This is a genomic window from Streptomyces sp. B21-105, from assembly GCF_036898465.1.
Classification (GTDB): domain Bacteria; phylum Actinomycetota; class Actinomycetes; order Streptomycetales; family Streptomycetaceae; genus Streptomyces.
Genome location: NZ_JARUMJ010000001.1, coordinates 7,362,936 through 7,385,010 on the forward strand (window position 1 = coordinate 7,362,936; position 22,075 = coordinate 7,385,010).

General features: G+C 71.6%; 18 protein-coding genes. 8 read left to right on the plus strand and 10 right to left on the minus strand.

Features of this window, described 5'->3' with window-relative positions:
- Positions 1-65: 65 nt before the first annotated feature.
- A complete protein-coding gene (locus QA802_RS33045; protein WP_334530478.1) occupies positions 66-1,436 on the minus strand; it encodes a glycoside hydrolase family 43 protein in 1,371 nt (456 codons plus the stop codon).
- A 209-nt stretch (positions 1,437-1,645) separates the two neighbouring features.
- Between QA802_RS33045 and QA802_RS33050 the strand changes: the two genes are divergently transcribed.
- On the plus strand, positions 1,646-2,062 hold the full coding sequence (locus tag QA802_RS33050) for an ankyrin repeat domain-containing protein (protein ID WP_334530481.1): 417 nt from the start codon (positions 1,646-1,648) through the stop codon (positions 2,060-2,062).
- 158 nt (positions 2,063-2,220) lie between these two features.
- Here the strand turns inward: QA802_RS33050 and QA802_RS33055 are convergent, their stop codons facing one another.
- The 7 genes from QA802_RS33055 to QA802_RS33085 all read right to left on the minus strand — a co-directional run bounded on the left by QA802_RS33055 (position 2,221) and on the right by QA802_RS33085 (position 9,359).
- Positions 2,221-2,829: a GTP-binding protein gene (locus QA802_RS33055; RefSeq protein WP_319169528.1), complete on the minus strand. Its 609-nt coding sequence runs from the start codon at positions 2,827-2,829 to the stop codon at positions 2,221-2,223.
- Positions 2,816-3,178 (minus strand): DUF742 domain-containing protein, encoded by a 363-nt coding sequence (locus tag QA802_RS33060; RefSeq protein WP_334530485.1) that lies wholly within the window; start codon positions 3,176-3,178, stop codon positions 2,816-2,818. The genes QA802_RS33055 and QA802_RS33060 overlap by 14 nt, the downstream gene beginning before the upstream one ends.
- A 1-nt stretch (position 3,179) precedes the next feature.
- On the minus strand, positions 3,180-3,614 hold the full coding sequence (locus QA802_RS33065; RefSeq protein WP_206779589.1) for a roadblock/LC7 domain-containing protein: 435 nt from the start codon (positions 3,612-3,614) through the stop codon (positions 3,180-3,182).
- Positions 3,615-3,625: 11 nt separating this feature from the next.
- Positions 3,626-6,448, minus strand: coding sequence for a sensor histidine kinase (locus QA802_RS33070; protein WP_334530488.1), 2,823 nt, complete (start codon positions 6,446-6,448; stop codon positions 3,626-3,628).
- A gap of 51 nt (positions 6,449-6,499) precedes the next feature.
- On the minus strand, positions 6,500-7,525 hold the full coding sequence (locus QA802_RS33075; protein ID WP_334530491.1) for a substrate-binding domain-containing protein: 1,026 nt from the start codon (positions 7,523-7,525) through the stop codon (positions 6,500-6,502).
- 707 nt (positions 7,526-8,232) lie between these two features.
- A complete protein-coding gene (locus tag QA802_RS33080; RefSeq protein WP_334530493.1) occupies positions 8,233-8,694 on the minus strand; it encodes a DUF6114 domain-containing protein in 462 nt (153 codons plus the stop codon).
- A complete protein-coding gene (locus QA802_RS33085; RefSeq protein WP_334530496.1) occupies positions 8,694-9,359 on the minus strand; it encodes a DUF6230 family protein in 666 nt (221 codons plus the stop codon). The genes QA802_RS33080 and QA802_RS33085 overlap by 1 nt, the downstream gene beginning before the upstream one ends.
- 699 nt (positions 9,360-10,058) lie before the next feature.
- On the opposite strand from QA802_RS33085, the gene QA802_RS33090 reads away from it, so the two are divergent.
- Complete coding sequence (locus QA802_RS33090) at positions 10,059-10,700, plus strand: Tat pathway signal sequence domain protein (RefSeq protein WP_334530499.1); 642 nt, start codon at positions 10,059-10,061, stop codon at positions 10,698-10,700.
- Between the two features lie 40 nt (positions 10,701-10,740).
- Here the strand turns inward: QA802_RS33090 and QA802_RS33095 are convergent, their stop codons facing one another.
- Positions 10,741-11,679 carry a lytic polysaccharide monooxygenase auxiliary activity family 9 protein gene (locus QA802_RS33095; protein ID WP_334530502.1) on the minus strand — a complete coding sequence of 313 codons (939 nt, stop codon included), beginning with the start codon at positions 11,677-11,679 and terminating at the stop codon, positions 10,741-10,743.
- A 381-nt stretch (positions 11,680-12,060) separates the two neighbouring features.
- Here QA802_RS33095 and QA802_RS33100 point away from each other — a divergent pair, with 381 nt between their 5' ends.
- From QA802_RS33100 to cyc2, 4 genes are all read left to right on the plus strand, one after another.
- A complete protein-coding gene (locus QA802_RS33100) occupies positions 12,061-13,875 on the plus strand; it encodes a S8 family peptidase (RefSeq protein ID WP_334530505.1) in 1,815 nt (604 codons plus the stop codon).
- Between the two features lie 597 nt (positions 13,876-14,472).
- Complete coding sequence (locus tag QA802_RS33105) at positions 14,473-15,123, plus strand: ScbR family autoregulator-binding transcription factor (protein WP_334530509.1); 651 nt, start codon at positions 14,473-14,475, stop codon at positions 15,121-15,123.
- Between the two features lie 181 nt (positions 15,124-15,304).
- Entirely contained in the window at positions 15,305-16,549 is a 1,245-nt protein-coding gene (locus QA802_RS33110) for a damage-control phosphatase ARMT1 family protein (RefSeq protein WP_334530512.1), read from the plus strand.
- Positions 16,550-16,711: 162 nt separating this feature from the next.
- Positions 16,712-18,916, plus strand: coding sequence for a germacradienol/geosmin synthase Cyc2 (gene cyc2, locus QA802_RS33115; protein ID WP_334530514.1), 2,205 nt, complete (start codon positions 16,712-16,714; stop codon positions 18,914-18,916).
- 1 nt (position 18,917) lies between these two features.
- Here cyc2 and QA802_RS33120 read toward each other — a convergent pair whose 3' ends face one another.
- Positions 18,918-19,634, minus strand: coding sequence for a CTP synthase C-terminal region-related (seleno)protein (locus QA802_RS33120; protein ID WP_334530516.1), 717 nt, complete (start codon positions 19,632-19,634; stop codon positions 18,918-18,920).
- A 109-nt stretch (positions 19,635-19,743) separates the two neighbouring features.
- Between QA802_RS33120 and QA802_RS33125 the strand changes: the two genes are divergently transcribed.
- Together QA802_RS33125 and QA802_RS33130 are read left to right on the plus strand one after the other, a co-directional pair.
- Positions 19,744-20,613 (plus strand): LysR family transcriptional regulator, encoded by an 870-nt coding sequence (locus tag QA802_RS33125; RefSeq protein ID WP_334530519.1) that lies wholly within the window; start codon positions 19,744-19,746, stop codon positions 20,611-20,613.
- Between the two features lie 309 nt (positions 20,614-20,922).
- Positions 20,923-22,050: a M24 family metallopeptidase gene (locus QA802_RS33130; protein WP_334530522.1), complete on the plus strand. Its 1,128-nt coding sequence runs from the start codon at positions 20,923-20,925 to the stop codon at positions 22,048-22,050.
- Positions 22,051-22,075: the final 25 nt, after the last annotated feature.

Genomic DNA, 22,075 nt, shown 5'->3' on the forward strand with positions numbered 1-22,075 from the left:
GACGGCGGCCACCGCACCGCTGCCGGTCCAGAACCGTGTGTGAAACCGTTTCCGGAACGGCCGCCTCAGTACCCCACGTAGAACGTCGCGTCCTGCTTCTCCGTCGATGTCGAGATCGGGTCGATGCGCAGGACGTAGTTCGAGTGCCGGATGTACCGGGTGGGGTTGTTGTACGAGCGGAACGACGACCAGCCGGCGTCCGCCAGTCCCGCCGTACGGTAGAACGTCGCGTCCCCGGCGAACGTCGACGTGCCGTCGTTGACGTCGAGTTGGAGCGCGTAGTTGTAGTGCCGCAGATAGCGGTTCGGGAAGTTCACGGACCGGAAGGAGACGCCGGAGCTGTCCGCGAGGCCCGGCACCAGCGTCCACTGCGAGTCCTTGTACGGCTCCACGGGGTACTGGTCGATCCGGGCGGCGTAGTTGGAGTGGCGCACGTAACGGGCCGGGAAGTTGTAGGACTTCAGGCGGTTCCAGGCCGGGGCGCCCCACTTGGCCACGAGGCTGTCGTACTGGGTCGACGTGATCGTCGTGACGCCGCAGTGCTTGGAGTTGACCGGCTGGGTGTAGTTCTTCTGGTCGACGGGGGTCCAGGTGCCGGCCGACAGGTCGGTGGACTGCCAGGCGTAGAACACGCCGTTGGGGGTGTAGGTGTCGCCCCACAGGTACCAGGTCCCGGAACTGAGGGACTTGACCAGGGTCGGAGCCTCGGTGCCGCCGTGGGAGACGGCGGTGCTGAACGGCGTGAAGCTGCCGGGGTTCAGGGAGGTGGATCTGGCGCCGAGGAGGGTGCCGTTCTTCTTGAAGTAGAGGTAGTTGACGCCGTTCACCCCGACGGCCATGTCGCCGTCGATCACGTCGTAGCCGGGGTCGAAGAAGACCTGGGGGGCCGAGACGGTGACGAAGTCGGTCGTGTAGTTGACCATGATGACGTTGTGGCCGCTGCTGTTGACGGCGGAGTAGATGAGCGCGTACTGGCCGCGGCCCGCGTCCCAGAAGGCCTCCGGCGCCCAGCTGTGGGTGTTCATGTCGTGCAGCTTCAGCCGGTGGTACCCGGTGAAGGTGCGCAGGTCGGTGGAGTTCCAGACGTGGACGTACTGGCTGACGTAGTTCCAGTCGGTCCCCTTGAGGTCGGTGGCGAGCACGACGAAGGTGCCGTCCTGCTTGCGCAGGATGAACGGGTCGCGCAGCCCGCCCGCCCCCTCGGTGGGCGTGACCACGGGGTTGTTCTGGTTCAGCGGCATCCAGCGCAGCCCGTCCGTGCTGACGGCCAGATGCAGGCCGTAGTCGGTGCCGTCGCCGAGACTCGTCGATTCGGTGAAATAGCCCATCACGTAGGCGGAGTCGGCCGCGTGGGCGGACGGAACGCCCAGCGTCAGGGCCAGCGGGACGGAGGCGGCCGCGCCGAGGAAGAGCCGGCGGGACGGGTTGGGGGACATGTGCGCTCCAGGGGATGCAGCGGGGGCCCGATACAGCCGACCTGATTCGATATTTCGAACCAAGTTCGGTTAGTCGGTCAGAAGGTAGGGGCGGAAGAGGCGCAGGTCAATCGGTGGGACACGCTTGGCGGTTTTCCGCCGCCTACCTGTGCGCCGCTCATGAGAAAACCCGGCGACGTCGTCGCCCGCGCTGGATAGGGTCGGCACCCGTGAACAGGAGACGGCAGAAGAAGCTGACTAGACGGCTGGTCGCGGCGGCCAGGTTCGAGGAGGCCGAGGACGTCGGCCGGCTGCTCCGGGCCGGCGCGGATCCGGCGGCTTCCGACGCCGAGGGGACCACCCCGCTGTACGCGGCCTGCGTGCAGGGCGAGGCCGACAAGGCCCGCAGACTCCTGGAGGCCGGAGCGCCGCCCGACGCCGAGAGCGCCGGACTCGGCGCCGAGGGAACTCCCCTGTGCGCGGCGGCCTGTTGGGGCTACACCGACACCGTCCGCGTCCTCCTCGCGCATGGCGCCGACCCCCACCTCCGCGAGGACCACGGCACGGGCATGACACCCCTCGAGTGGGCGAGTGCGGGACCCCACCCGGAGACGATCGCCGTACTGCACGCGGCCGGAGCCCGCTGAGCCCGTTGACACGGTCAAGCTGAGCCCGTTGACACGGACAAGCGGACAAGCAAGGCGACGCCGCAGGCCCCTGCTCCGCAGGCCCCTGCTCCGCCGGCCCCGGCTCCACCAGCCCCCGGCTCCACCAGCCCCCGGCTCCGCCGGCCCTGACGGGTGTCCTAACCCCGCCGGGCCGCGGCGGTGACGTCGTCGATCAGGTGGTCGATCAACGCGATCAGCACCTCCCGGCACGACTCCCGCTCGCGCGCGTCGCAGAGCAGCACCGGAACGTGTGCCGGCAGCGCCAGTGACTCCCTGATGTCCTCGGTGGGGTAGGGGTGCAGCCCGTGGAAGCCGTTCACCGCGATGACGAACGGGATGCCCCGGCGTTCGAAGAAGTCGACGGCGGCGAAACTGCTCTCGGGCCGCCGCACGTCGATGAGCACCACCGCCCCGAGCGCACCGATCGCCAGGTCGTTCCACATGAACCAGAAACGTTGCTGGCCCGGCGTGCCGAAGAGGTACAGCACCAGGTCGTCGCCGATGGTGATCCGCCCGAAGTCGAGGGCCACGGTCGTGGACCGTTTCGCCTCGATGCCCAACAGGTCGTCGACGTCCAGCCCGGCGACCGTCAGCGGCTCCTCCGTGCGCAGCGGCGCGATCTCGCTGACCGCCCCGACCAGGGTGGTCTTGCCGACGCCGAAGCCGCCGGCGACGAGGATCTTCACGGTGTCGGGCGCCGCCGCCGACCCGGTGGTGGCGGGGGCGGCGCCGTCAGATCCGGCCAAGGCCGTCCCTCACTTTCTGCAGCAGGTCCAGGTCCAGGTCCGCGGAGCCGGTCACCGAGCGGGGCGGCCGGGCCGTGATCAGGCCCGTCTCCAGCAGGTCGCAGAGCATGATGACGACCACGCTCACCGGCAGGTCGAGATGGGCCGCGAGCTCCGCCACGGCGACCGGCCGGGCGCACAGCCGCAGGATCCGGGCGTACTCCGGCTGCGGCCGCGCCACCCGGGCGGGCGGCGGGTTCACCGCCGTGACCGTGGTGATGAGCGTGAAGTCGGCGCGGCTGGGGCGGGTCCGTCCACCGGTCAGAGCGAACGGTCGGACGAGCCGGCCCGCTTCGTCGCCTCCGCTCACCTCACCCGCCGTGGGTGCGCACGGCGGGACCGACATGGGCCCGCGGCGCGGCGCTGAGGTGCTCGCCGATCTTCTTCACGAGCATGTTCATCTGGTACGCCACCACGCCGACGTCCGCGTTCTTGCCGGCCAGCACGACGAGATGGGCGCCCGGACCGGCCGAGGTCAGGATCAGGTACGTGTGGGCCATCTCGATGAGGGCCTGGCGCACCGGGCCGCCCCGGAAGTCCATGCTGACGCCCTTGCTGAGACTCATCAGCCCGGACGCCGTCGCCGCCAGCCGTTCGGCGTCCTCGCGCAGGAAGCCGGTGGACTTGCTGACCACCAGTCCGTCCTCGGAGAGGACCACGGCCTGGTTGACGTCGGCGACGCGGTCCACGAGACCGGTGAGCAACTGGTCGAGCTGGGTGTTCGTGCCGGGGAGGGAGGGTGTCATCGGGGTGTCCTTCATGAGCGTTCGGCGGGCTTGGTCGGGGTCTGGGCGGCGCCCGCGGCGGTGACCGGCGGGCCGGGTGCCTCCTCGGCGGTCGCCTCCTGCGGGTCGGACGGCGGCTCGTCGGCGTCGGCGTGGGCCCGCAGCGTGCCGCTCTGGAATCCGGCGAGGGAAGAGGCGGCGCGCTCCGCCGTGAAGTCGTCCAGGACACCGTCGTCCTCGACGGCTCCGGCGGACGAGGCGTCCTCGCGCAGTTCGCAGGCGAGGCTGGTCTGCGGGACCCGGCGCGGCAGCGGAGTGAGACCGCCGGGACGGGAGCCGGCGCCCGCGGGCACACTCACCGCCCGCAAGGACGACTCGTGCGCCGGGACGGAGGTGGCGCGGACCGGAAGGGGGGACGAGGTCCGGGGCGCGGGCCGGCCGTCGTCCCGGCGCAGGTGCCCGGCCCGGTCAGGGGCGTTACGGTCCCGGCTCCCGCCGTGGCCGTCACGCTCCAGCTCCCGTTCCCGTTCCCGCTCCGGGTTCTGGTCGCGGTCCCGGCCAGGAAGGGGGGCGGGAAGGGGAGCGGGGGACGTGTCCTCGTCGGGCCGGGGCCGGCCGTGCTCGTTCCCCCCGCCGGACACGCGCCGTGCCTCGCGGTCGTTGTGTGCATCCCCTTCGCGAGCGTCGTCCTGCACCTCCCGCGCCGGGTCCGGCGCGGCCTGTCCGGGGGACGGGCTGCCGGACGCTCCCTGCCTGGCACCGGCACGGGTGTGGACGCCGGCACCGGCACCGGCGTCCACACCTGTGCGGCCTTCTGCTCCGGGGCCGGCCTCCGTTCCGGTGGGGGCCTCCGCTCCGGCCGAGGGTCCGGCGGCATTCGCCGCGCCGGAGATCGTGGTGGCCGGGTCGTGCGCGTCGGGGGACTCGGGGACCACGACCTCGTGCGGCAGCAGCACGATCGCGGTGGTGCCGCCGTACGGCGAGGAGCGCAGGGTCACGCCTATGCCGTGCCGGGTCGCCAGCCGGGCGATCACGAACATGCCCAGCCGCAGGTCGTCGGCGAGCGCCACCACGTCGAACTGGGGTGAGACCGCCAGTTGCGCGTTGAACGACGCGTAGTCCTCCTCGGACATGCCGAGGCCGCGGTCCTCGACCTCGATCGCCAGCCCCTTGGCCACCAGCGTGGCCCGCACCCCGACCGGAGCGGGCGCCGGCGAGTAGGAGGTCGCGTTGTCGATGAGCTCGGCGAGCAGATGGATCACGTCCGCCACGGCGGGCGGAGCGATGCACACCTCCTCCTCGGTGTGCACCTCCACCCGCTGGTACTCGGCGACCTCCCCGACGGCGCTGCGCAGGATGTCGATCAGCGCCACCGGCTCCGACCAGCTGCGTCCGGGCCGACCGCCGCTGATGATGACGAGGTTCTCCTCATAGCGGCGCAACTGGCTCGCCGTGGAGTCCAGTTCGTACAGTCCGGCGAGGACGTCCGGGTCCTGGTGCCGGCGTTCCAGCGCGTCGAGCTTGCTGAGCTGGAGGTTGACCAGGTTCTGGCTCTGCCGGGCGATGCCGAGGATGACCTTCTCGAAGCCCCGCCGGGTGTCGGCGAGTTCGACCGCGGTGAGCACGGCGGTGCGCTGCGCCGTGTTGAACGCCGCAGCCACCTGGCCGAGTTCGTCACCGCCGTAGTCCAGCGGCGGGGTCTCGGCGTCCACGTCGACGGTCTCCCCGCGGTCCAGCCGGGCCACCACGTCCGGGAGCCGCTCGTGCGCCAGACCCAGCGTGGCCATGCGCAGTCCGCGCAGCCGCCGGGACAGCGACCGGGTGATTCGCCAGGACATGCCGACGCACAGCAGCAGGGCGACGAGACCGCCGGCGCTCAGCGAGGCGGCCGTGATGAGCAGTCCGCGCGATTTGTCCGCGCTGCGCTGCAGCAGGTCCGCGGTCTGCTGCCGGATCAGCTTCTCGTACTGGGTGGAGACGTCGATGAGGGCGGCGCGCCATTCCTTCTGCACGTCCGGCAGCGCGATGTCACCCTTCTTGCTCTGCCTGGCGCGGGCCGCGAGCACCTTGTCCTCGACGGCCTCCAGGGTCTGCCACTGGTAACTCGTCAGGATCTCTTCGGTCTGCGCCCTCGCGGGACCGGTCAGCGAGGGCACGATCTGGTCCTCCACGAGCCAGCGCCGGCTGTTGACCAACTGCGCGAACTCGGTCCACGCCTCGGCGTCCATCCGCCCCGAGGGCCCGGCCAGCGTCAGGTTCAGGTCCTCCTCGGAGACCAGCTCGGCCGCGTGCTCGAGGGCGATGAGCGGGCCGGCCTGCGAGGTGAGGTCGCCGTCGTCGACCTGGGACAGCTCCTGGAAGGCGTGGATCTGGACGTCGATGATCGAGGTGTACTGGTCCAGTGCCTGCGCGGCGGTGATGTCGACCGGGTCGTCCACCTGTCCACGGTAGTACTCGAGACTGCCCACGGAGGCGACGACCGAGTAAAGCCGGTCCCTGACGCGGGCCGGGGCCCGCTGGATGTCGTCGGCGCGGGCGACCAGTTTGGCGACCGCCGCGTCCGTCTTCCCGCGCTGCGCCTCCAGCGCGGCCCGGGAGCCGGCCGGCCCCGAGGCCAGCCACACGGCGGAAAGGCTGCGTTCCTGCTGCAGCGCGAGCGTCGCCTCGGTGCCCATGGCGCCGGTGGAGCGGCTCAGTTCGGTCTGCTCGCGCAGCCGCAGCCCCTCCGAGAACATCTGCGTCGTCGTCACGCCCCACATGGCGGCGAGGGTGACGCTGGGCACCAGCGCGAGGAGGAACAGCGAGAGACGTATGGAGCCGAGACGGCGGCGCCGGGCACCTGTCCGTGGAGACATAGTCGTCCTAGGGCGATCAGCGGGAGGGGGGCGGTCGAAGACGGGTACGGGTCAGCGGGTTCCGGCGGCGGCCAGGCGGGCGACGTCCGAGACGTTGGTCTTCGTGACGAAGGCCGGTCCCGTCAGCACGGGCGCGACGCCGCCGCCGCTGACATTGCCGTTGGTCTTGTGGAGCCAGAGCGCGTCCACGGCCAGATATCCCTGCAGGTAGGGCTGTTGGTCCACCGCGAACTGCACGCGGCCTTCGCGGACCGCGGCCACCAGGTCCTTGTTGAGGTCGAACGTCGCGATCTCGGCCTTGCTGCCGGCCTTGTCGACCGCCTGCACCGCGGTGAGCGCGAACTGCGCGCCGAGGGTGATGATCTCGTCGATGTCGGAGTCCTGCCTCAGCCGGGCCGTCAGCGCCGCGGTCATGGCGTCCGGGTCCGTTCCGTCGACGTAGAGCATCCGGGTCTCACCGTCGAAGGTCTTCTTCACGCCCGCGCAGCGCGCCTCCAGCGCGACGTTGCCCCGCTCGTGGATGACGCACAGGGCGTGTCTCACGCGCAGCGCGTCCAGCTTGTCGCCGACGGCGCGCCCCGCCACGCTCTCGTCCTGGCCGAAGTACTCCAGCAGCCCCAGCGAACGCCAGTCGTCGATACCGGAGTTGAGGCCGACGACGGGTATGCCGGCCGCCTTGGCCTCGGCCACCGGACTCCTCATGGCCTGCGGCTTGGCCAAGGTCACCGCGATGCCGTCGACGTGATCGTGGATCGCCTTCCGCACCAGTTCGGCCTGTTCGGCGGGGTCGGCGTCGCTGGCGTAGGTCAGATCGATGCCGTCCTTGTCGGCCGCTGCCTGGGCGCCCTTGCGCACCAGCTCCCAGAAGGCGTCCTTCTCGGCGCCGTGGGTGACCAGGGCGACCTTGATGCGGCCGCCCGTGCCGCCCGCCCCGTCCGCCGCCGCCGCGTCCGCGCCGGACGACGCGGCGCCGGTGCAGCCGGCGAGGAGGAGGCAGCAGGCCACGGCGAGGGCGGCCAGACGCAGGGATCCGCGGGGACACGGAACGGCGGGAACGGCGGGGACGGAAGTGTTCATGGGGGGCTGCACCTCGCTGAGCGGCAGAGCAGGAGGACGGGGCGAGCAGCCGCCGGAACGCAGGGGTGTGGACCGGCGGAAGACATGCGTTGGCTCGGAGCCAACCGTGTGTGACCACTGGTAGTCAAGTGAGCACCCACCAGGTGTGAAGAGACGCTGCCGCATTGTGATCCGGAACGCGGTGGGCGGGGGCGTTCGGGCGTAAGTCCGCAGGTGGGTTGACTGTTGGTCAATCCAGGCGGAATCCGTTCTCGTGCGCGGCCGTCCGGTCGCCCCGCACGTCACGCGCCCTCCGGCCGGCGTGCCGCCTTCCGCGCGGCGGGTCCCGCCGCCGCGCCCTCATGGCCGTCCGCCGGTCGCGGCCCGTCGGGCCGCGACCGGCGGACGGGCCGTGACATCCGCGCCGCCCCGGTGCGGGATGTGTGGCTCCCGCCGCCCGGCTCCCGCCGCCCGGCGTCCGCCGCCCGGCGTCCGCCGCCCGGGCGTCCGGCGCGGGAGAGTCCGTGCCGGGTGCGGGGGAGGGACGCGGCCGCGGGACCGTGCCGACGTGGGTCCGTGTGACGTGGCCGAGGCCACGTCACACGGCGCCGTGGGTCCGGCGCCCGCCGGTCGTGCGCCCGGCGCCCGGCGCACGACCGGCGGGGCCGGAGGCGGCCTGCTGTGCGCAGGTCGTCCCGGCCCCGCCGGTGAGGTGAGGCGCGGCCTCGTCAGGCGGGCTTGCCCCCGTCGGGCAGCGGTCCGCTCTTGAGGAACGTCTCCGTCCTCGACGGCCCCTGGTCAGCCTCGCGCCGCTTGCGGCGGCTCACGCGAGGCTCCTGGTCCGGCAGCCAGCCGAAGGCCACCGAGCTGCCCACGACGCCCAGCAGCAGGCCTACGACGAAGCCGCCGATGTTGGAGGTGAGCCAGGTGCCCAGGGAGAGCAGGATGGCGATGATCGAGTAGAACAGCCGCTGAGTCGGGTTGAACAGGATCAGCAGGCCGCAGAGCACCATCAGGGTCGGCAGGAGGTAACCCGCCAGACCCTGCATGCCGACGTGCAGGATGACCGGAAGCGGTGCCTTCATGGTCACCAGGATCTCGGCGCCGCCCAGGACGAGCATCAGGCCGCCCGCGAAGGGGCGTTGGCCTCTCCACCTGCGGAAGCGGTCCCGCCACTGGGTGAAGGTCATTACTTGCAGCCCTCGCTGGAGAAGCTCATCTTCAGTCCGGGGAGCTTGAAGACGGCGGCGGTGGCCGCGTAGTTGTGCTGGTACAGGTTCTTGATGACGACCGTGTCGGCCTGCTGGCCGTAGACGCCCGCGGGACCCTGGATCGGGACCTTGTCGAAGGTGCTCGAGTCACGGCCGATCTCGATGTTGGTCATCTCGGCGTCACCCGAGACCTCGTCGGAGTCGATGGCCAGGTTCTTCACACTCACCGGCGTGGAGCCTCCGCCGGCCCTGAGGACGAGCTGGATGCCGCCGAGGTCGACGCTCTGGCACATGTTGGTGATCTTGCCGCTCTTCACGACCGAGGTGATGACCAGGACCTGGCCACCGGTGTCACCCTGGTTGGGGCTGTTCTCGATCATGTTGTCGAGTGCGCCGAACTGCGCGAAACCCTCACCGTCGAGTCGGTCGGCGGTCACCACGAACGGCATCCCGGAGATCGCGAACTGCACACCCAGGGCTCCCTGAGCGGTGAGGACCGCGAGCCCCGCGGCGACGAAGGTGGCGGGCACCGCCATGACGGCGGCCCGGCGCAGCCGGATCCGGCCGCGTCTTTCTGCGGAACCGCTTTCGGGGTTCTCGGGGGTGTTGTCGGCGGACGAACTGACGTCCGGGGACGAGGCCATGTCTGCTCCCATGCGCTAAGTCGTGCGGGTTGGGCTTCAGCGGCACGTTGTCCTGGCGCGGACAGCGGCTGCTGCGCACGCTCCCTCGCAACTCCCGGAAGCCGTAAGGGCTTTCTCGTTACGCAGCAGTAGCCTTCGAGGAAGTTACCGATGGTTACACCGGCGGGTCAAGGGAGATGTGGAAAAAGAGTGTTCATTATGTGCCATCCCTCGACCGGGCGGCTCGACGGGAGGCATTCACATGTATCTGCCGAGGCATCAACTTTGTTTCACTGTCTTGACGTTGACTGACCATCAGGTCTACAACTGCCCTGGCTCAGCCCGGATCCGTGGCGCCGGATCCGCAGCGCGACGACCTCGTTCGCGCTCCCGGACCCATTCAGCCAGCCGGACTCATCCAGCCAGTACGGGCCCTCGGTCCCGCGCTCGATCCCATCACAGCCGCCGGCGCGGCCGCTTCCCCCAGTGGTCCGCGGCCGGCGGCCCTCTCCCGCCCGGCCCGTACGGAGTCACTCACCAGTGGCCTCCGCACGGTCACCGGCCGCCTGCCGTTGCCGGTCCGTCGCGTACGGAGAAGGCGTCACGGGCCGGCAGCGGTGGACGCCACCCGGCGTCCCCCACGTCGCCACCAGCGACACGCCGGTTCACACCCACCGAGCAACTCCCCCCTTACACCCCCACTTCGAAAGAGGCACTCCAATGCGCACCCGCTCCCGCTCCCTCCTCGCCCTCGCCGGAACCGTCGCCGCGCTCTCCCTCACGGCCGTCACCCCGGCCTCCGCGGCGGGCGCCGTGCTGACGACGCCGGCCGGCGACGTCGCCGTCGGCGACGTCCTCAACGCCTCCCTGGCCAGCGGCACGAACGCCACCCTCTACTCCACCGCCACCGGCACCAGCGGTCTGTCCTGCGCCGCCTCCGGGTTCACCGCCACCGTCACCGACAACCCCGCCGCGCCCGGCACCGCCACCGAGTCGCTCAGCGCACACACCTTCGGCAGCTGCACCACCAACGTGTTCGGCGTGCTCGGCGTCACCAGCATCACGGTCAACGCGCTGCCCTACACCAGCAGCGTGTCCTCCGACGGCACCGTCACCGTGACCCCGTCCACCGGCTCCGTCATCCAGACCACCGTCGTGCTGCGCACCCTGCTCGGCAGCATCAACTGCGTCTACCAGGCGCCCAGCCTGTCCGGCACCGCGAGCAACGCCGACAACAGCATCTCCTTCGTCAACCAGCAGTTCACCAAGTCGTCCGGCTCGTCGCTCTGTTTCGCGAACGGTTTCTTCACCGCCAAGTACGCCCCGGTGACCGACGGGAGCGACGCGGTCACCGTCAACTGACCCTCTGACGGGGACCACTGAACGCCGTGCGGCCCGAGTCTCAGCGCCGACGCAGGCGCACGGCCAGGGCGGCGCCGCCGGTGAGCAACAGCACCGTCGCGGCGCCGCCTGCCAGCATGGGTGCGGACGGCCCGGAGCTCCCGGTCTCCGAGGCCACCGGGGTGCTCTGTGGCGTCGCGGCCCTCTGCACGGGCGTGGCGCCGGAGGCGGCCGGCGCCGACGGGCCGGCGGAGACCGGGGTCGTCTTCGGCGTCGGGCTCGAGGACGCCGTGCGCGTCGCCGGAGCGGCGGGCGCCTTCGTCGTGGGCCTGCTCTCCGCCTTCTCTTCCGTAACCGTTTGCGGGAACACGACGTCCGAGCACGAGTAGTACGTGTCGGGCGTGCTGCTGTTCTGCCAGATCGTGTACAGCACCTGACGACCTGTCCGGTCGGAGGGCAGCTTCGCCGTGAAACGGTATGCGCCGTTCGTCAGCGCCGGGTTCTTCACCTGGGCGAACGGACGCTCCGGCAGATCGGACCAGGTGAGCGGTTTCGACGGGTCGTACCCCGGCTTCGTCAGATACAGCTTGAACGTGCCCTCGTGCGCGATCGTCGAGGCGTACGTCATCCGCAGCGTGGCTCCCGGCTTCAGCCGCGTGGACGGCCAGTCGGCGCGGGCCAGGTCGAGCCCCCGGTAGGCGGCCAGACCGCCGCTGCACAACTGCCCGTCGGGGACGGTCTGCCGGTCACGGCCGTTCACGTCGGCCACGCGCAGGTTGTCCCAGGCGGCGAAGGAGGAGCCGCCTGCCCGGACGGCCGCCCGGCAGGCAGCCGAACCGGCGTCGGCGCCGCCCTCGGGTGAGCAGGCGTACGCCCGGCTGACCGGGTCGGTCGGCGCGCCGTGCGCCTGGGCGGGTCCGGCGGCCCACAGGCCCAGCAGGAAGGGCCCTGCGACGGCGGTGGCCAGCGCTGCGGAGCGGTGTGCGGTCGTGCGGGGCATCGGGGACGTCTCCTCGGCCGGCGCGGGAACGGTCTCCCGTCAGTACGGGAACGCGACCGCCGGCGTTCAACCCGCCCGCGCACGACACCTTTGGCCTGTACCACCACGCCAAATCGGTCGATCACCGCCGATCGTGCGCGCCGTGGGGGAGCGGCCGGCCGGGTCGAGGGTTTCCCCTGTATCCGCATGACTGTTCCTTTGCCTATCGTTCGTTCACAGCCGAACTACAGGTAACCCCGAGCGGATCGGCTTCCCGCGCCCGGCCGGCCTTCTGCGCTGCTCTTCGAACCACCCCCGCCGATTCACCCCCGCCGCTTCGACGACGAAGCGAATCGACCGCCGCTCCGCCCTGCCCGGGGCCGGCCACCGAAAGGCACGCTCTTGCGCACCTCACCTGCCTTGAGAAGGAAGCTCATATCCGTCGCCGCGGTCTCCGCGGCACTGCTCACCGCCGCTTCGACCGCCTCGGCCGTCGCCGTTCAGGAAACCGCTTCCGCGGCCTCCGGCGTCCCCGCGGCGCAGACCGAGGCCGCACCCGGCGCCCCCGCCGAGCGCCTCATCGTCGGTTACAAGTCCGGAGTCGCCGAGGCCACGTCGAACCCGGCCGCCGAGGCCGACGCCGCCGCCAAGGGCAAGGCGGCCGGCGAGGACGTCGACTTCCAGCGCCGCCTCGGCACCGGCGCCGCCCTGGTCGACCTGGGCGAGGACCTCACGAAGGCGGACGTCGCCGACGTCGTGGCCCGGTACCAGGCCGACCCGCAGGTCGCCTACGTGGTCCCGGACCGCCTGAACAAGCCCCAGGCCGTCGACCCGGACGACACCGAGTACGCCAAGCAGTGGGACCTCTTCGAGTCCACCGCCGGCATGAACGTGCCGGGAGCCTGGGGCACTTCGACGGGCGCCGGCGTGACCGTCGCCGTCATCGACACCGGTTACGTCGCGCACTCCGACCTCGCCGCGAACATCGTCGGCGGCTACGACTTCATCTCCGACACCGCCGTCTCCGTCGACGGCAACGGCCGCGACTCCAACCCGGCCGACCCGGGCGACTGGTACAACGCCAACGAGTGCGGCGCGGGCATCCCCGCCAGCACCTCCTCCTGGCACGGCACGCACGTGGCCGGCACCATCGCCGCCGCCACGAACAACGGCAAGGGCGTCGCGGGCATCGCGTACGGCGCCAAGATCTCCCCGCTCCGTGTGCTCGGCAAGTGCGGCGGTTACGACTCCGACATCATCGACGCCATCACCTGGGCGTCCGGTGGAACCGTTTCCGGTGTTCCCGCCAACTCCAACGTCGCGAAGGTCATCAACATGAGCCTCGGCGGCGACGGAGCGTGCTCCTCGGCCACCCAGAGCGCCATCACCGCCGCTGTGAACCGGGGCACCACCGTCGTCGTGGCCGCGGGCAACGAGAGCGACAACGTCGCGAACCACAACCCGGGCAACTGCAACAACGTCATCTCGGTCGCCGCGACCAACCGCAGCGGCGCCAAGGCGTCCTACTCCAACTACGGCTCCCTCGTGGACATCTCGGCGCCCGGCGGTCAGACCAGCACCGGCACCGCGAACGGCATCCTCTCCACGCTGAACTCCGGCACGAAGACCCCGTCGAGCGAGTCGTACGCCTACTACCAGGGCACCAGCATGGCCACCCCGCACATCGCGGGCCTGGTCGCGCTCATGAAGTCGGCGAACCCCGCGCTGACCCCGGCGCAGATCGAGACGGCCATCAAGAACAACGCCCGTGCCCTGCCCGGCGCCTGCTCCGGCGGCTGCGGCGCGGGTCTGGCCGACGCGGCCAAGACGGTGCAGGCGGTGAGCGGCTCCGGCGGCGGCTCCACGGGTGGCACCGTCTTCTCCAACACGACCGCGCTCTCGATCCCGGACAACGGCTCCGCCGTCGAGTCCTCGATCGCCGTCACCGGCCGAACGGGCAACGCCCCGTCCGCCCTTCAGGTCGGCGTGGACATCACCCACACCTACCGCGGTGACCTGGTCATCGACCTGGTCGCGCCCGACGGCACGGCCTACCGGCTGAAGGCGGCCAGCTCCTCCGACTCGGCCGACGACGTCGTGACCACCTACACGGTCAACGCGTCCGGCGAGACCGCCAACGGCACGTGGAAGCTGCGCGTGCAGGACACGGCCGCGCAGGACACGGGCAAGCTCAACAACTGGAAGCTGACCTTCTAGGCACGACTCCCGCGGTCGCCGTGGGCGGCGAACGGGCGGGCGGGCCGGCCGGTGTGAGAGGCACCGGCCGGCCCGCCCTGCTTTCTGTCTCCGCGGAGCCTTGTCGTTCCGCGGAGCTTTCTGTTGCCGTGGCGCCCCTTGTTCCCGTACGTGTTTCCGCTCCGCAACCGTTTCCCGGCGTGCTCCGTTCCCGCAACCGTTTCCCGGACGTTGCCGGGCGCGGATGCGCGCCCGATGACGCGGGTACGCCTTCCGCGGCGGTCTGCTCGCACGGAGATCTGCTCGCACGGCGGTCCACCCGAGGGCGGTGACACGTGTCGCCTCCCCGGCGCTCACCTGGCCTGACACCGTGAAACAGTGTCAGAAACCGCGCACCCCGTCTTTTTTGATCGACTTCACGGTTGTGCCTCAGATGCCTCCGTTGTGGCAGGCTGTCATCTGAAAGACCTGTTGCCATGGGGCAAGTAGGGGGCGCGCAGGGGGAGTCGACGGCGCGCGCCTGTCCTGCCGACTCACTCAGAGGGTGAGCTATGGTGTACACGGGGTAAGAAAAAACGGCATGACCCGTTCTTTACAAGCCCGGGAGAGTACCAGTCGATGGCGAGGCAGTTACGCGCCGAACAGACCCGCACGACGATCATCACGGCTGCCGCCGACCTGTTCGACCGGCACGGCTACGAGTCGACCAGCCTCAGTGACATCGTCGCGCACGCCCATGTCACCAAAGGAGCCTTGTACTTCCACTTCGCGGCGAAGGAGGACCTGGCACACGCCATCATGGAGTTGCAGTCCAAGGCCGCGCGCCGGATCGCCGGCGAGATCGACGACCGCGGCGGCACCGCCCTGGAAGCCCTGATGCGTCTGACGTTCGGTCTGACGAGGCTCTCCGTCGAGGGGCCGATCACCCGGGCCGGCCTGCGTCTGGCCACGGGCGGAGTCGCGGTCCGGCCCCCGCTGCCGCACCCCTTCACGGAGTTGCTCGACCTGATCTCCCGACGCCTGGCCGGCGCGGTGAAGGAGTCCGACATCCACGCCGACGTCGATCTCGACGCGGTCGCCCACTCGCTGGTCTGCTTCTTCGTCGGCACCCGCGTCGTCGGCCGCTCCCGCGAACCCGCCGGCCGGCTGCCCCGCCGGATGGCCGAGATGTGGCACGTCCTCATCCGAGGCCTGGTACCGGTACCGCGCCGCCCGCGCTATGTGAGCCTCGCCGCCCGACTCGAGCGGGAGACCATGGCGGCCGTGTGACAACCGCCGCCGGGGGAGGGGCGACAGGCCGGGCGATCGCGTGCCGCCGGACACGGCTGGAGATCGGACGCCGGACAGGGAGGGGCAGGGCGGCAGGGTGTGACGCGGTGCGGGCGTGCGGTGCCGGCGGGCGGTGTGGTGCGGTGCGTGTGATGCGGGGCTCCGCGATACGGTGAACCGCATGCCCCGCGCCGCCGCTCCGCCCCTGATCCTCGGCAATGAGCCGGGCTCGTTCCCCCACAGCGTCCTGGCCGAACGGCATCCGGCGATCATCCGGCAGGTGCGGGAGGCCTTCCCCTACGGCCCCGACCTCCACCGAGGCCTGGACGCGCTGCTGGCCGCCTGCGCCGACGGCGTGATCGCCCCGCTGCCCGACGACGCGCACGATCGCGACAGGTGGCGCGTCTGGGACCTCGACGCGCACGTGGGCCGTTCCTGGTTCGACGTGCCGTGGCTGTGGTCGGAGAGCTACTTCTACCGTCGACTCCTCGACGCCGTCGGGTACTTCGGACCCGGACCGTGGCAGGGCATCGACCCGTTCCGCCCCTTCAAGCTGGCCGAGCTCGAGGCGCCCGAGACCGACGCGGAACTGGCCGCGCTCGACGCCCTCGAAGACCTACCCGTCGAGGAACAGGACCGCGCCCTGCTGCACGGATCCCTCTGGGGCAACCGTGCCGACCTCGGCTTCCGGCTCTCCGATGCCGAGGCCGAACAGCGGGCCGCCGTTCCCGGCCTCGTCGCCGACGACAGCGAGCGGCTCTGGGCACTCGTGCCGCAGGCAGGAGTGAACACCACTGTCGGCACCGGTTCCCGGGCCGGGACCGGTCGTGGCACCGGGACCGGTCCGGGTACCGGCACCCTGTGCCTCGTCGCCGACAACGCCGGACGTGAGCTGGTGCCCGACCTGCTCCTGGCCGCCCATCTGCTCGCACACCGGCGGTGCGGGCGGGTCGTCCTGCACGTCAAGCCGTACCCGTACTACGTCTCGGACGCCACGACAGCCGACGTCGTCGACGCGGTGCGGAAGCTGGCGGCGGCGCGGGGAGTGGCCGCCGCACACGGCCGCCGGTTGTGGCAGGCCATGGCGGACGGCTCTCTCACGGTCCGGGCACACCCGTTCTCCGCCGCCCCGCTGCCCTACGCGCGGATGCCGGACGACCTGTGGGCCGAGTTCGCGGCGGCCACCCTGACGATCGTGAAGGGCGACCTCAACTACCGTCGGCTGGTGGGCGACAGCCGTTGGGCTCCCACCACCCCCTTCACCGAGGTCACCGCGTACTTCCCCGGCCCGGTCGCGGCGCTGCGCACGCTGAAGTCCGACGTCGTCACCGGTCTCGACGCCGACACGGAGGCCGCCCTGGTCGCGGCCGAAGGACAGAACTGGCGCACCGGCGGCACACACGCGCTGATCCAGGTGCGGGAGTGAGGCGCCGGAGAGTCCCCCGGGGAGCGGGGGGCCGGCGCCCGGGACACGGTCACGCCGCAGGCCGACTCCCCGCACGTTGCCCGCTTCGCGCCGATTCACACGATGGTGTGATCATCCGGCGCCGGGTGGATGGCCGTTCGGACCCCCGGGTAGGGCCCGGCCATGACGCGACCGTTCGAACTCCCGCACTTCTACCTGCCGCACCCCGCACGGCTGAACCCGCACCTCGAAGAGGCGCGGGCGCACTCCACGCGGTGGGCGCGGGACATGGGCATGCTGGAGGGCTCCGGGATCTGGGAGCAGGCCGACCTGGAGGCGCACGACTACGGCCTGCTCTGCGCCTACACCCACCCCGACTGCGACGGGCCCGCGCTGTCGCTGATCACCGACTGGTACGTGTGGGTGTTCTTCTTCGACGACCATTTCCTCGACATGTTCAAGCGCACCCCGGACCGCGCCGCCGGCAAGGCGCATCTGGACCGGCTCCCGCTGTTCATGCCGCCGGACCCGGCGACCCCGGTTCCCGAGCCGCGCAACCCCGTGGAGGCCGGGCTGAAGGACCTGTGGGCGCGCACGGTGCCGGCCATGTCGCAGGACTGGCGCCGCCGTTTCGCCGTGGCCACGGAGCACCTGCTCAACGAGTCGATGTGGGAGCTGTCCAACATCGACGAGGGGCGGATCGCCAACCCCGTCGAGTACATCGAGATGCGCCGCAAGGTGGGCGGCGCGCCCTGGTCGGCGGGGCTGGTGGAGTACGCCACCGCCGAGGTCCCCGCCGCCGTCGCGGGAACCAGGCCGCTCAGGGTGCTGATGGAGACGTTCTCGGACGCCGTGCACCTGCGCAACGACCTGTTCTCGTACCAGCGCGAGGTCGAGGACGAGGGCGAGAACAGCAACGGCGTGCTCGTCCTGGAGACGTTCTTCGGCTGCACCACCCAGGAGGCCGCCGACACCGTCAACGACATCCTCACCTCCCGGCTCCACCAGTTCGAGCACACCGCGTTCACCGAAGTCCCCCTGCTCGCCCTGGACAAGGGGCTCGGACCCGGCGAGGTGGCCGCCGTCGCCGCTTACACCAAGGGCCTCCAGGACTGGCAGTCCGGCGGCCACGAATGGCACCTGCGCTCCAGCCGCTACATGAACGAGGGAGCCTCGTCCCCCGCCCCCTGGCTGAAGCCGACCGGACCCGGCACCTCGGCCGCCGACGTCGGCGCGCTGCTGGCCTCCGCCGCCGCCGAACGCCTGCGCGCGTACACGCAACGGCCCTACCAGAAGGTCGGCCCCTCGCAACTGCCCGACTTCCACATGCCGTTCGCGGTCGGCCTCGGCCCGCACCTGGACGCCTGCCGCCCGCGCCTGCTGGCGTGGACGCACCGGATGGGCATGCTGGAGGAGGGGGTCTGGGACGAGGACAAGCTCGCCTCCTGCGACCTCGCCCTGTGCGCGGCCGGCCTCGACCCGGACGCCACCGCAGAGGAGCTCGACCTCAGCTCCCAGTGGCTCGCCTGGGGCACCTACGCTGACGACTACTACCCGCTCGTCTTCGGCAACCGCCGTGATCTCGCGGCCGCCCGCCTCACCACGGCCCGTCTGTCGGCCTGCATGCCCGTCGACGGCGAGCCGACCCCGGTCGTCCCCGTCGACGCGATGGAACGCGGCCTGATCGACCTCTGGGCGCGCACTGCCCACGACATGACCCCCGGTCAGCGGAGCGACCTGCGCGCCGCGGTCGACGCCATGACCGAGAGCTGGTTGTGGGAGCTGTCCAACCAACTCCACAACCGCGTTCCCGACCCGGTCGACTACCTGGAGATGCGCCGCGCCACCTTCGGCTCCGACCTCACCCTGAGCCTGTGCCGCACGGGCCGGGGCCCCGCAGTCCCGCCGGAGGTCTACCGCAGCGGGGTCGTGCGCGCGCTGGAGAACGCGGCGATGGACTACGCCTGCCTCACCAACGACGTCTTCTCGTACCAGAAGGAGATCGAGTACGAGGGAGAGGTGCACAACGCGATCCTCGTCGTGCAGAACTTCTTCGGCTGCGACTACCCGGCCGCACTCGGCGTCGTCCACGACCTCATGACCCGGCGCATGCAGCAGTTCGAGCACATCGTCGCGCACGAACTGCCCGTCCTGTGCGACGACTTCGGCCTCTCCTTCGAAGCCCGGACCGCGGTGGGGGAGTACGTGGGCGACCTGCAGAACTGGCTGGCGGGCATCCTGAACTGGCACCGCGAGGTCGACCGGTACAAGGCCGGATACCTGGCCCGACGCACCCACGGCTTCCTGCCCGACCTCGCGCCGCCGTCGCCGTTGCCGTCGCCACCGTTGCCGCCGTCCTCGTCGTTCCTGCAGTTCTCACTCTCCTGACTCACCGTCGGGCCGCGTGCCCGACCGCGGCCCGCGCCAGCGCCCGCACCACCGGGTGCGGGCGCGAGCCGTCCCCCGACAGCTCCGGCTGGAAGAGGGAGGCCAGGAAGAAGGGGTGGTCCGCCAGTTCGGCGACCCGGGGCCGGCCCTGCTCGTCGTGGCCGGAGAAACGCAGCCCATGGGCGCGCAGGACGTCCACCTGGCGGGAGGGCCCGTATGCGCAGAAGTAGCGCTCCACCGTGCGCTCCGAGCCGATCACCGCGTGGGCGAGCGAGCCCGGCTCGAGCGTCACCGTGCCTTCGTGGCCCACCAGCGAGCAGACGAGCGGCTCGATGAGCGGGTCGTCGGCGTCGGGATCGGTCTCGGCGTGCGCCGCGCGCGTCAGCCCGCAGACCGAGCGCGCGTACTCCAGGAGCGCGTGCTGGAAGCCGCCGCAGGTGCCGAGGAACGGGATGCCGTCCTCGCGCGCGGCGCGGATCGCGGACAGGACGCCCGCCTCGCTCCGGTAGGGGCTGCCCGGCACCACCCACACCGCGTCGAAACCCCGCACCGCGCCCTCGGCCGCCTCCTGAGAGGGGATCCAGTAGGCGTCCAGGACCAGCCGGTCCCGGGCGGCCAGGGCGTCCAGGAGGAGCGGTATCCGCGTGTGGGAGACGACGTTGGAGGAGCGGTCGCCCACCAGGGCGATCCGGGCGGTCTGCGCTGCGATGCCGGTCATGCCTCCTCATCCTGGGCGCGGCCGCAGGTTCACGTCCAACGATGATTCCTGCATGCTCGATAAGCAGAACTGATGCATTCGAGGATCCTGACGCGCGGATCCTGGACGCATGGACCCGCACCTCCTGCGCACCTACGTCACCGTCGCCCGGCTCGCCTCCTTCTCCGACGCCGCCCGGGAACTCGGCTACACCCAGTCCGCCGTGTCCCAGCACATCGCGGCCCTCGAACAGAACCTCGGCACGCGGCTGCTCACCCGCCGCCCGGTCGCCCCCACGACGGCCGGCGAACGCCTCCTCGAACACGCGGGACCGCTGCTGCTGCGCCTGGACGCAGCCCGCGCGGACGTCGCCCGGCTCGCCGCCGCGCCCTCCCACGGGCTGACGCTGGCCGTCGCGCCGACGGCCCTCGGCCCCACCGCACTCGCCGCGCTCCCGCCCGCCGGAGTGACCCTGCGCGTGCTCGGCCGTGACCACGTCGTCGCCGCCGTCGCCGAGGGCACGGCCGACCTGGGTCTCGTCGACGGCCTGGCCGCGCCCAGCGACCCGCTGCGGCTGCCCGACGTGGCGCCGCTGACCACGCGCGGCGTCGGCGAGGAGCCCGTCAGCGTCCTGCTGCCCGCCGCCCATCCGCTCGCCCGCCGCAGCGGTCTGCGTCTTTGCGACCTCGTCGACGCGCGCTGGCTGGACGCACCCGACGCCGGGCTGCCGCTGTCCCAGCTGCGCGCCGCCGCCGGCGGCGGCAACGGCTTTCGGCCCGCCCTGCGCTACGACGGCTGCGACGTCAGGCTGCTGACCGCGCTCGCCGCCGCCGGTCACGGCCTGACCCTGCTGCCTCGCTCGGCAGCCGCGGGCGTCCCGGGCGGGATCGCCGTCCCGGTCGTCGAACCGCGGGTCGTGCACCGGGTGGAGATCGTGCACGCCGCAACGCCGTCGGGCGCGGCCCGCGTCCTGGTGGAGGCATGGGCCGCACACGTATGAGGCGCGGCAGCCGGAGCCGGGGACGTCGTCCTCGGGGGTGGATTCGCGTCGTCCTCGCGTGCGTGGCGGCCCGGCCCGGGACGGCTGACCTGGGCGGGCCGTCCGCCCGAAACCTTTGCCGATCGGCTCGCGCGACCCCCGCCGGACGGGCAGGATGCTGCCCGTGGTCATCTCGCCGGCGTCACCTCGTCCCTCACCTCGTCCGTCACCTGTCCACAGCCTCAGCGGCATCAGCAGCCACCCCAGCCACCTCAGCCGCATCAGTCACCCCCGTCACCTCAGTCGCAACGTCCCTCCTGGGAGGCCCGGATGACCGGCACCGCCCCCGCGCCCTTCACCGCCGACGACTACCGGGCCCGCATGGAACGCGCCGCCCGGGAGGCCGCCGACGCCGGACTCGCCGGACTCCTCGTGGCGCCGGGTCCCGACCTCGTCTGGCTCGCCGGCTACGCGCCGACCGCCGCCACCGAACGGCTCACCCTGCTCGTCCTCGCCGCCGGCCGGGACCCGGTCCTCGTCGTGCCGGCCCTCGAGGCCCCCGACGCCGCGAAGGCGGCCGGCGCTCCCGCGCTCACCCTGCGGGACTGGACCGACGGCAAGGACCCCTACGCGGCCACCGCCGCCCTCCTCGATGACCGGGGGCGGTTCGGGATCAGCGACAACGCCTGGGCGATGCACCTGCTGGCCCTGCAGAAGGCCCTGCCCGCCACCTCCTACACCTCCCTCACCGAGTCCCTGCCCATGCTGCGCGCCGTCAAGGACGCCGCCGAGCTGGAGCTGATGGCGGCGGCGGGAGCGGCCGCGGACCGGGTCTTCGAGGAGATCCGCACGGTCCCCTTCGGCGGGCGCAGGGAGACGGAGGTCGGCGCCGAGCTCGCCGACCTGCTGCGCCGGTTCGGCCACTCCCAGGTCGACTTCACCATCGTCGCCTCCGGCCCGAACGGCGCCAACCCGCACCACGAGGTCGGCGACCGCGTCATCGAGCGCGGCGACATGGTCGTCCTCGACTTCGGCGGCCTCAAGGACGGCTACGGCTCCGACACCTCCCGCACCGTGCACGTCGGCGAGCCCACCGGCGAGGAACGCCGGGTGCACGACCTGGTGCGCGAGGCGCAGGAGGCCGGATTCCGGGCGGTCCGGCCCGGCGTCGCCTGCCAGGAGGTCGACCGGGCGGCCCGCGCGGTCATCGCCGCCGCCGGCTACGGCGCGAACTTCATCCACCGCACCGGCCACGGCATCGGCGTCACCACCCACGAGCCGCCGTACATGATCGAGGGCGAGGAGCAGCCGCTCGTGCCTGGCATGTGCTTCTCCGTTGAGCCCGGCGTGTACCTGCCCGGCCGGTTCGGCGTGCGCATCGAGGACATCGTCACCGTCACCGAGGACGGCGGCCGCCGCCTCAACGACACCACCCGTGAGCTGGTCATAGTGGACTGACCCGCACCCAGGAGTCCCCGGCACC

Excerpts from the sequence above, each read along its gene's own strand:
- QA802_RS33095 (WP_334530502.1), bottom strand. The coding sequence starts at position 11,679 with ATGCCCCGCACGACCGCACACCGCTCCGCAGCGCTGGCCACCGCCGTC.
- cyc2 (WP_334530514.1), top strand. The coding sequence starts at position 16,712 with ATGACGCGACCGTTCGAACTCCCGCACTTCTACCTGCCGCACCCCGCA.
- QA802_RS33105 (WP_334530509.1), top strand. The coding sequence starts at position 14,473 with ATGGCGAGGCAGTTACGCGCCGAACAGACCCGCACGACGATCATCACG.
- QA802_RS33070 (WP_334530488.1), bottom strand. The coding sequence starts at position 6,448 with ATGTCTCCACGGACAGGTGCCCGGCGCCGCCGTCTCGGCTCCATACGT.
- QA802_RS33090 (WP_334530499.1), top strand. The coding sequence starts at position 10,059 with ATGCGCACCCGCTCCCGCTCCCTCCTCGCCCTCGCCGGAACCGTCGCC.
- QA802_RS33085 (WP_334530496.1), bottom strand. The coding sequence starts at position 9,359 with ATGGCCTCGTCCCCGGACGTCAGTTCGTCCGCCGACAACACCCCCGAG.
- QA802_RS33110 (WP_334530512.1), top strand. The coding sequence starts at position 15,305 with ATGCCCCGCGCCGCCGCTCCGCCCCTGATCCTCGGCAATGAGCCGGGC.
- QA802_RS33120 (WP_334530516.1), bottom strand. The coding sequence starts at position 19,634 with ATGACCGGCATCGCAGCGCAGACCGCCCGGATCGCCCTGGTGGGCGAC.
- QA802_RS33045 (WP_334530478.1), bottom strand. The coding sequence starts at position 1,436 with ATGTCCCCCAACCCGTCCCGCCGGCTCTTCCTCGGCGCGGCCGCCTCC.
- QA802_RS33125 (WP_334530519.1), top strand. The coding sequence starts at position 19,744 with ATGGACCCGCACCTCCTGCGCACCTACGTCACCGTCGCCCGGCTCGCC.
- QA802_RS33075 (WP_334530491.1), bottom strand. The coding sequence starts at position 7,525 with ATGAACACTTCCGTCCCCGCCGTTCCCGCCGTTCCGTGTCCCCGCGGA.
- QA802_RS33130 (WP_334530522.1), top strand. The coding sequence starts at position 20,923 with ATGACCGGCACCGCCCCCGCGCCCTTCACCGCCGACGACTACCGGGCC.
- QA802_RS33065 (WP_206779589.1), bottom strand. The coding sequence starts at position 3,614 with ATGACACCCTCCCTCCCCGGCACGAACACCCAGCTCGACCAGTTGCTC.
- QA802_RS33080 (WP_334530493.1), bottom strand. The coding sequence starts at position 8,694 with ATGACCTTCACCCAGTGGCGGGACCGCTTCCGCAGGTGGAGAGGCCAA.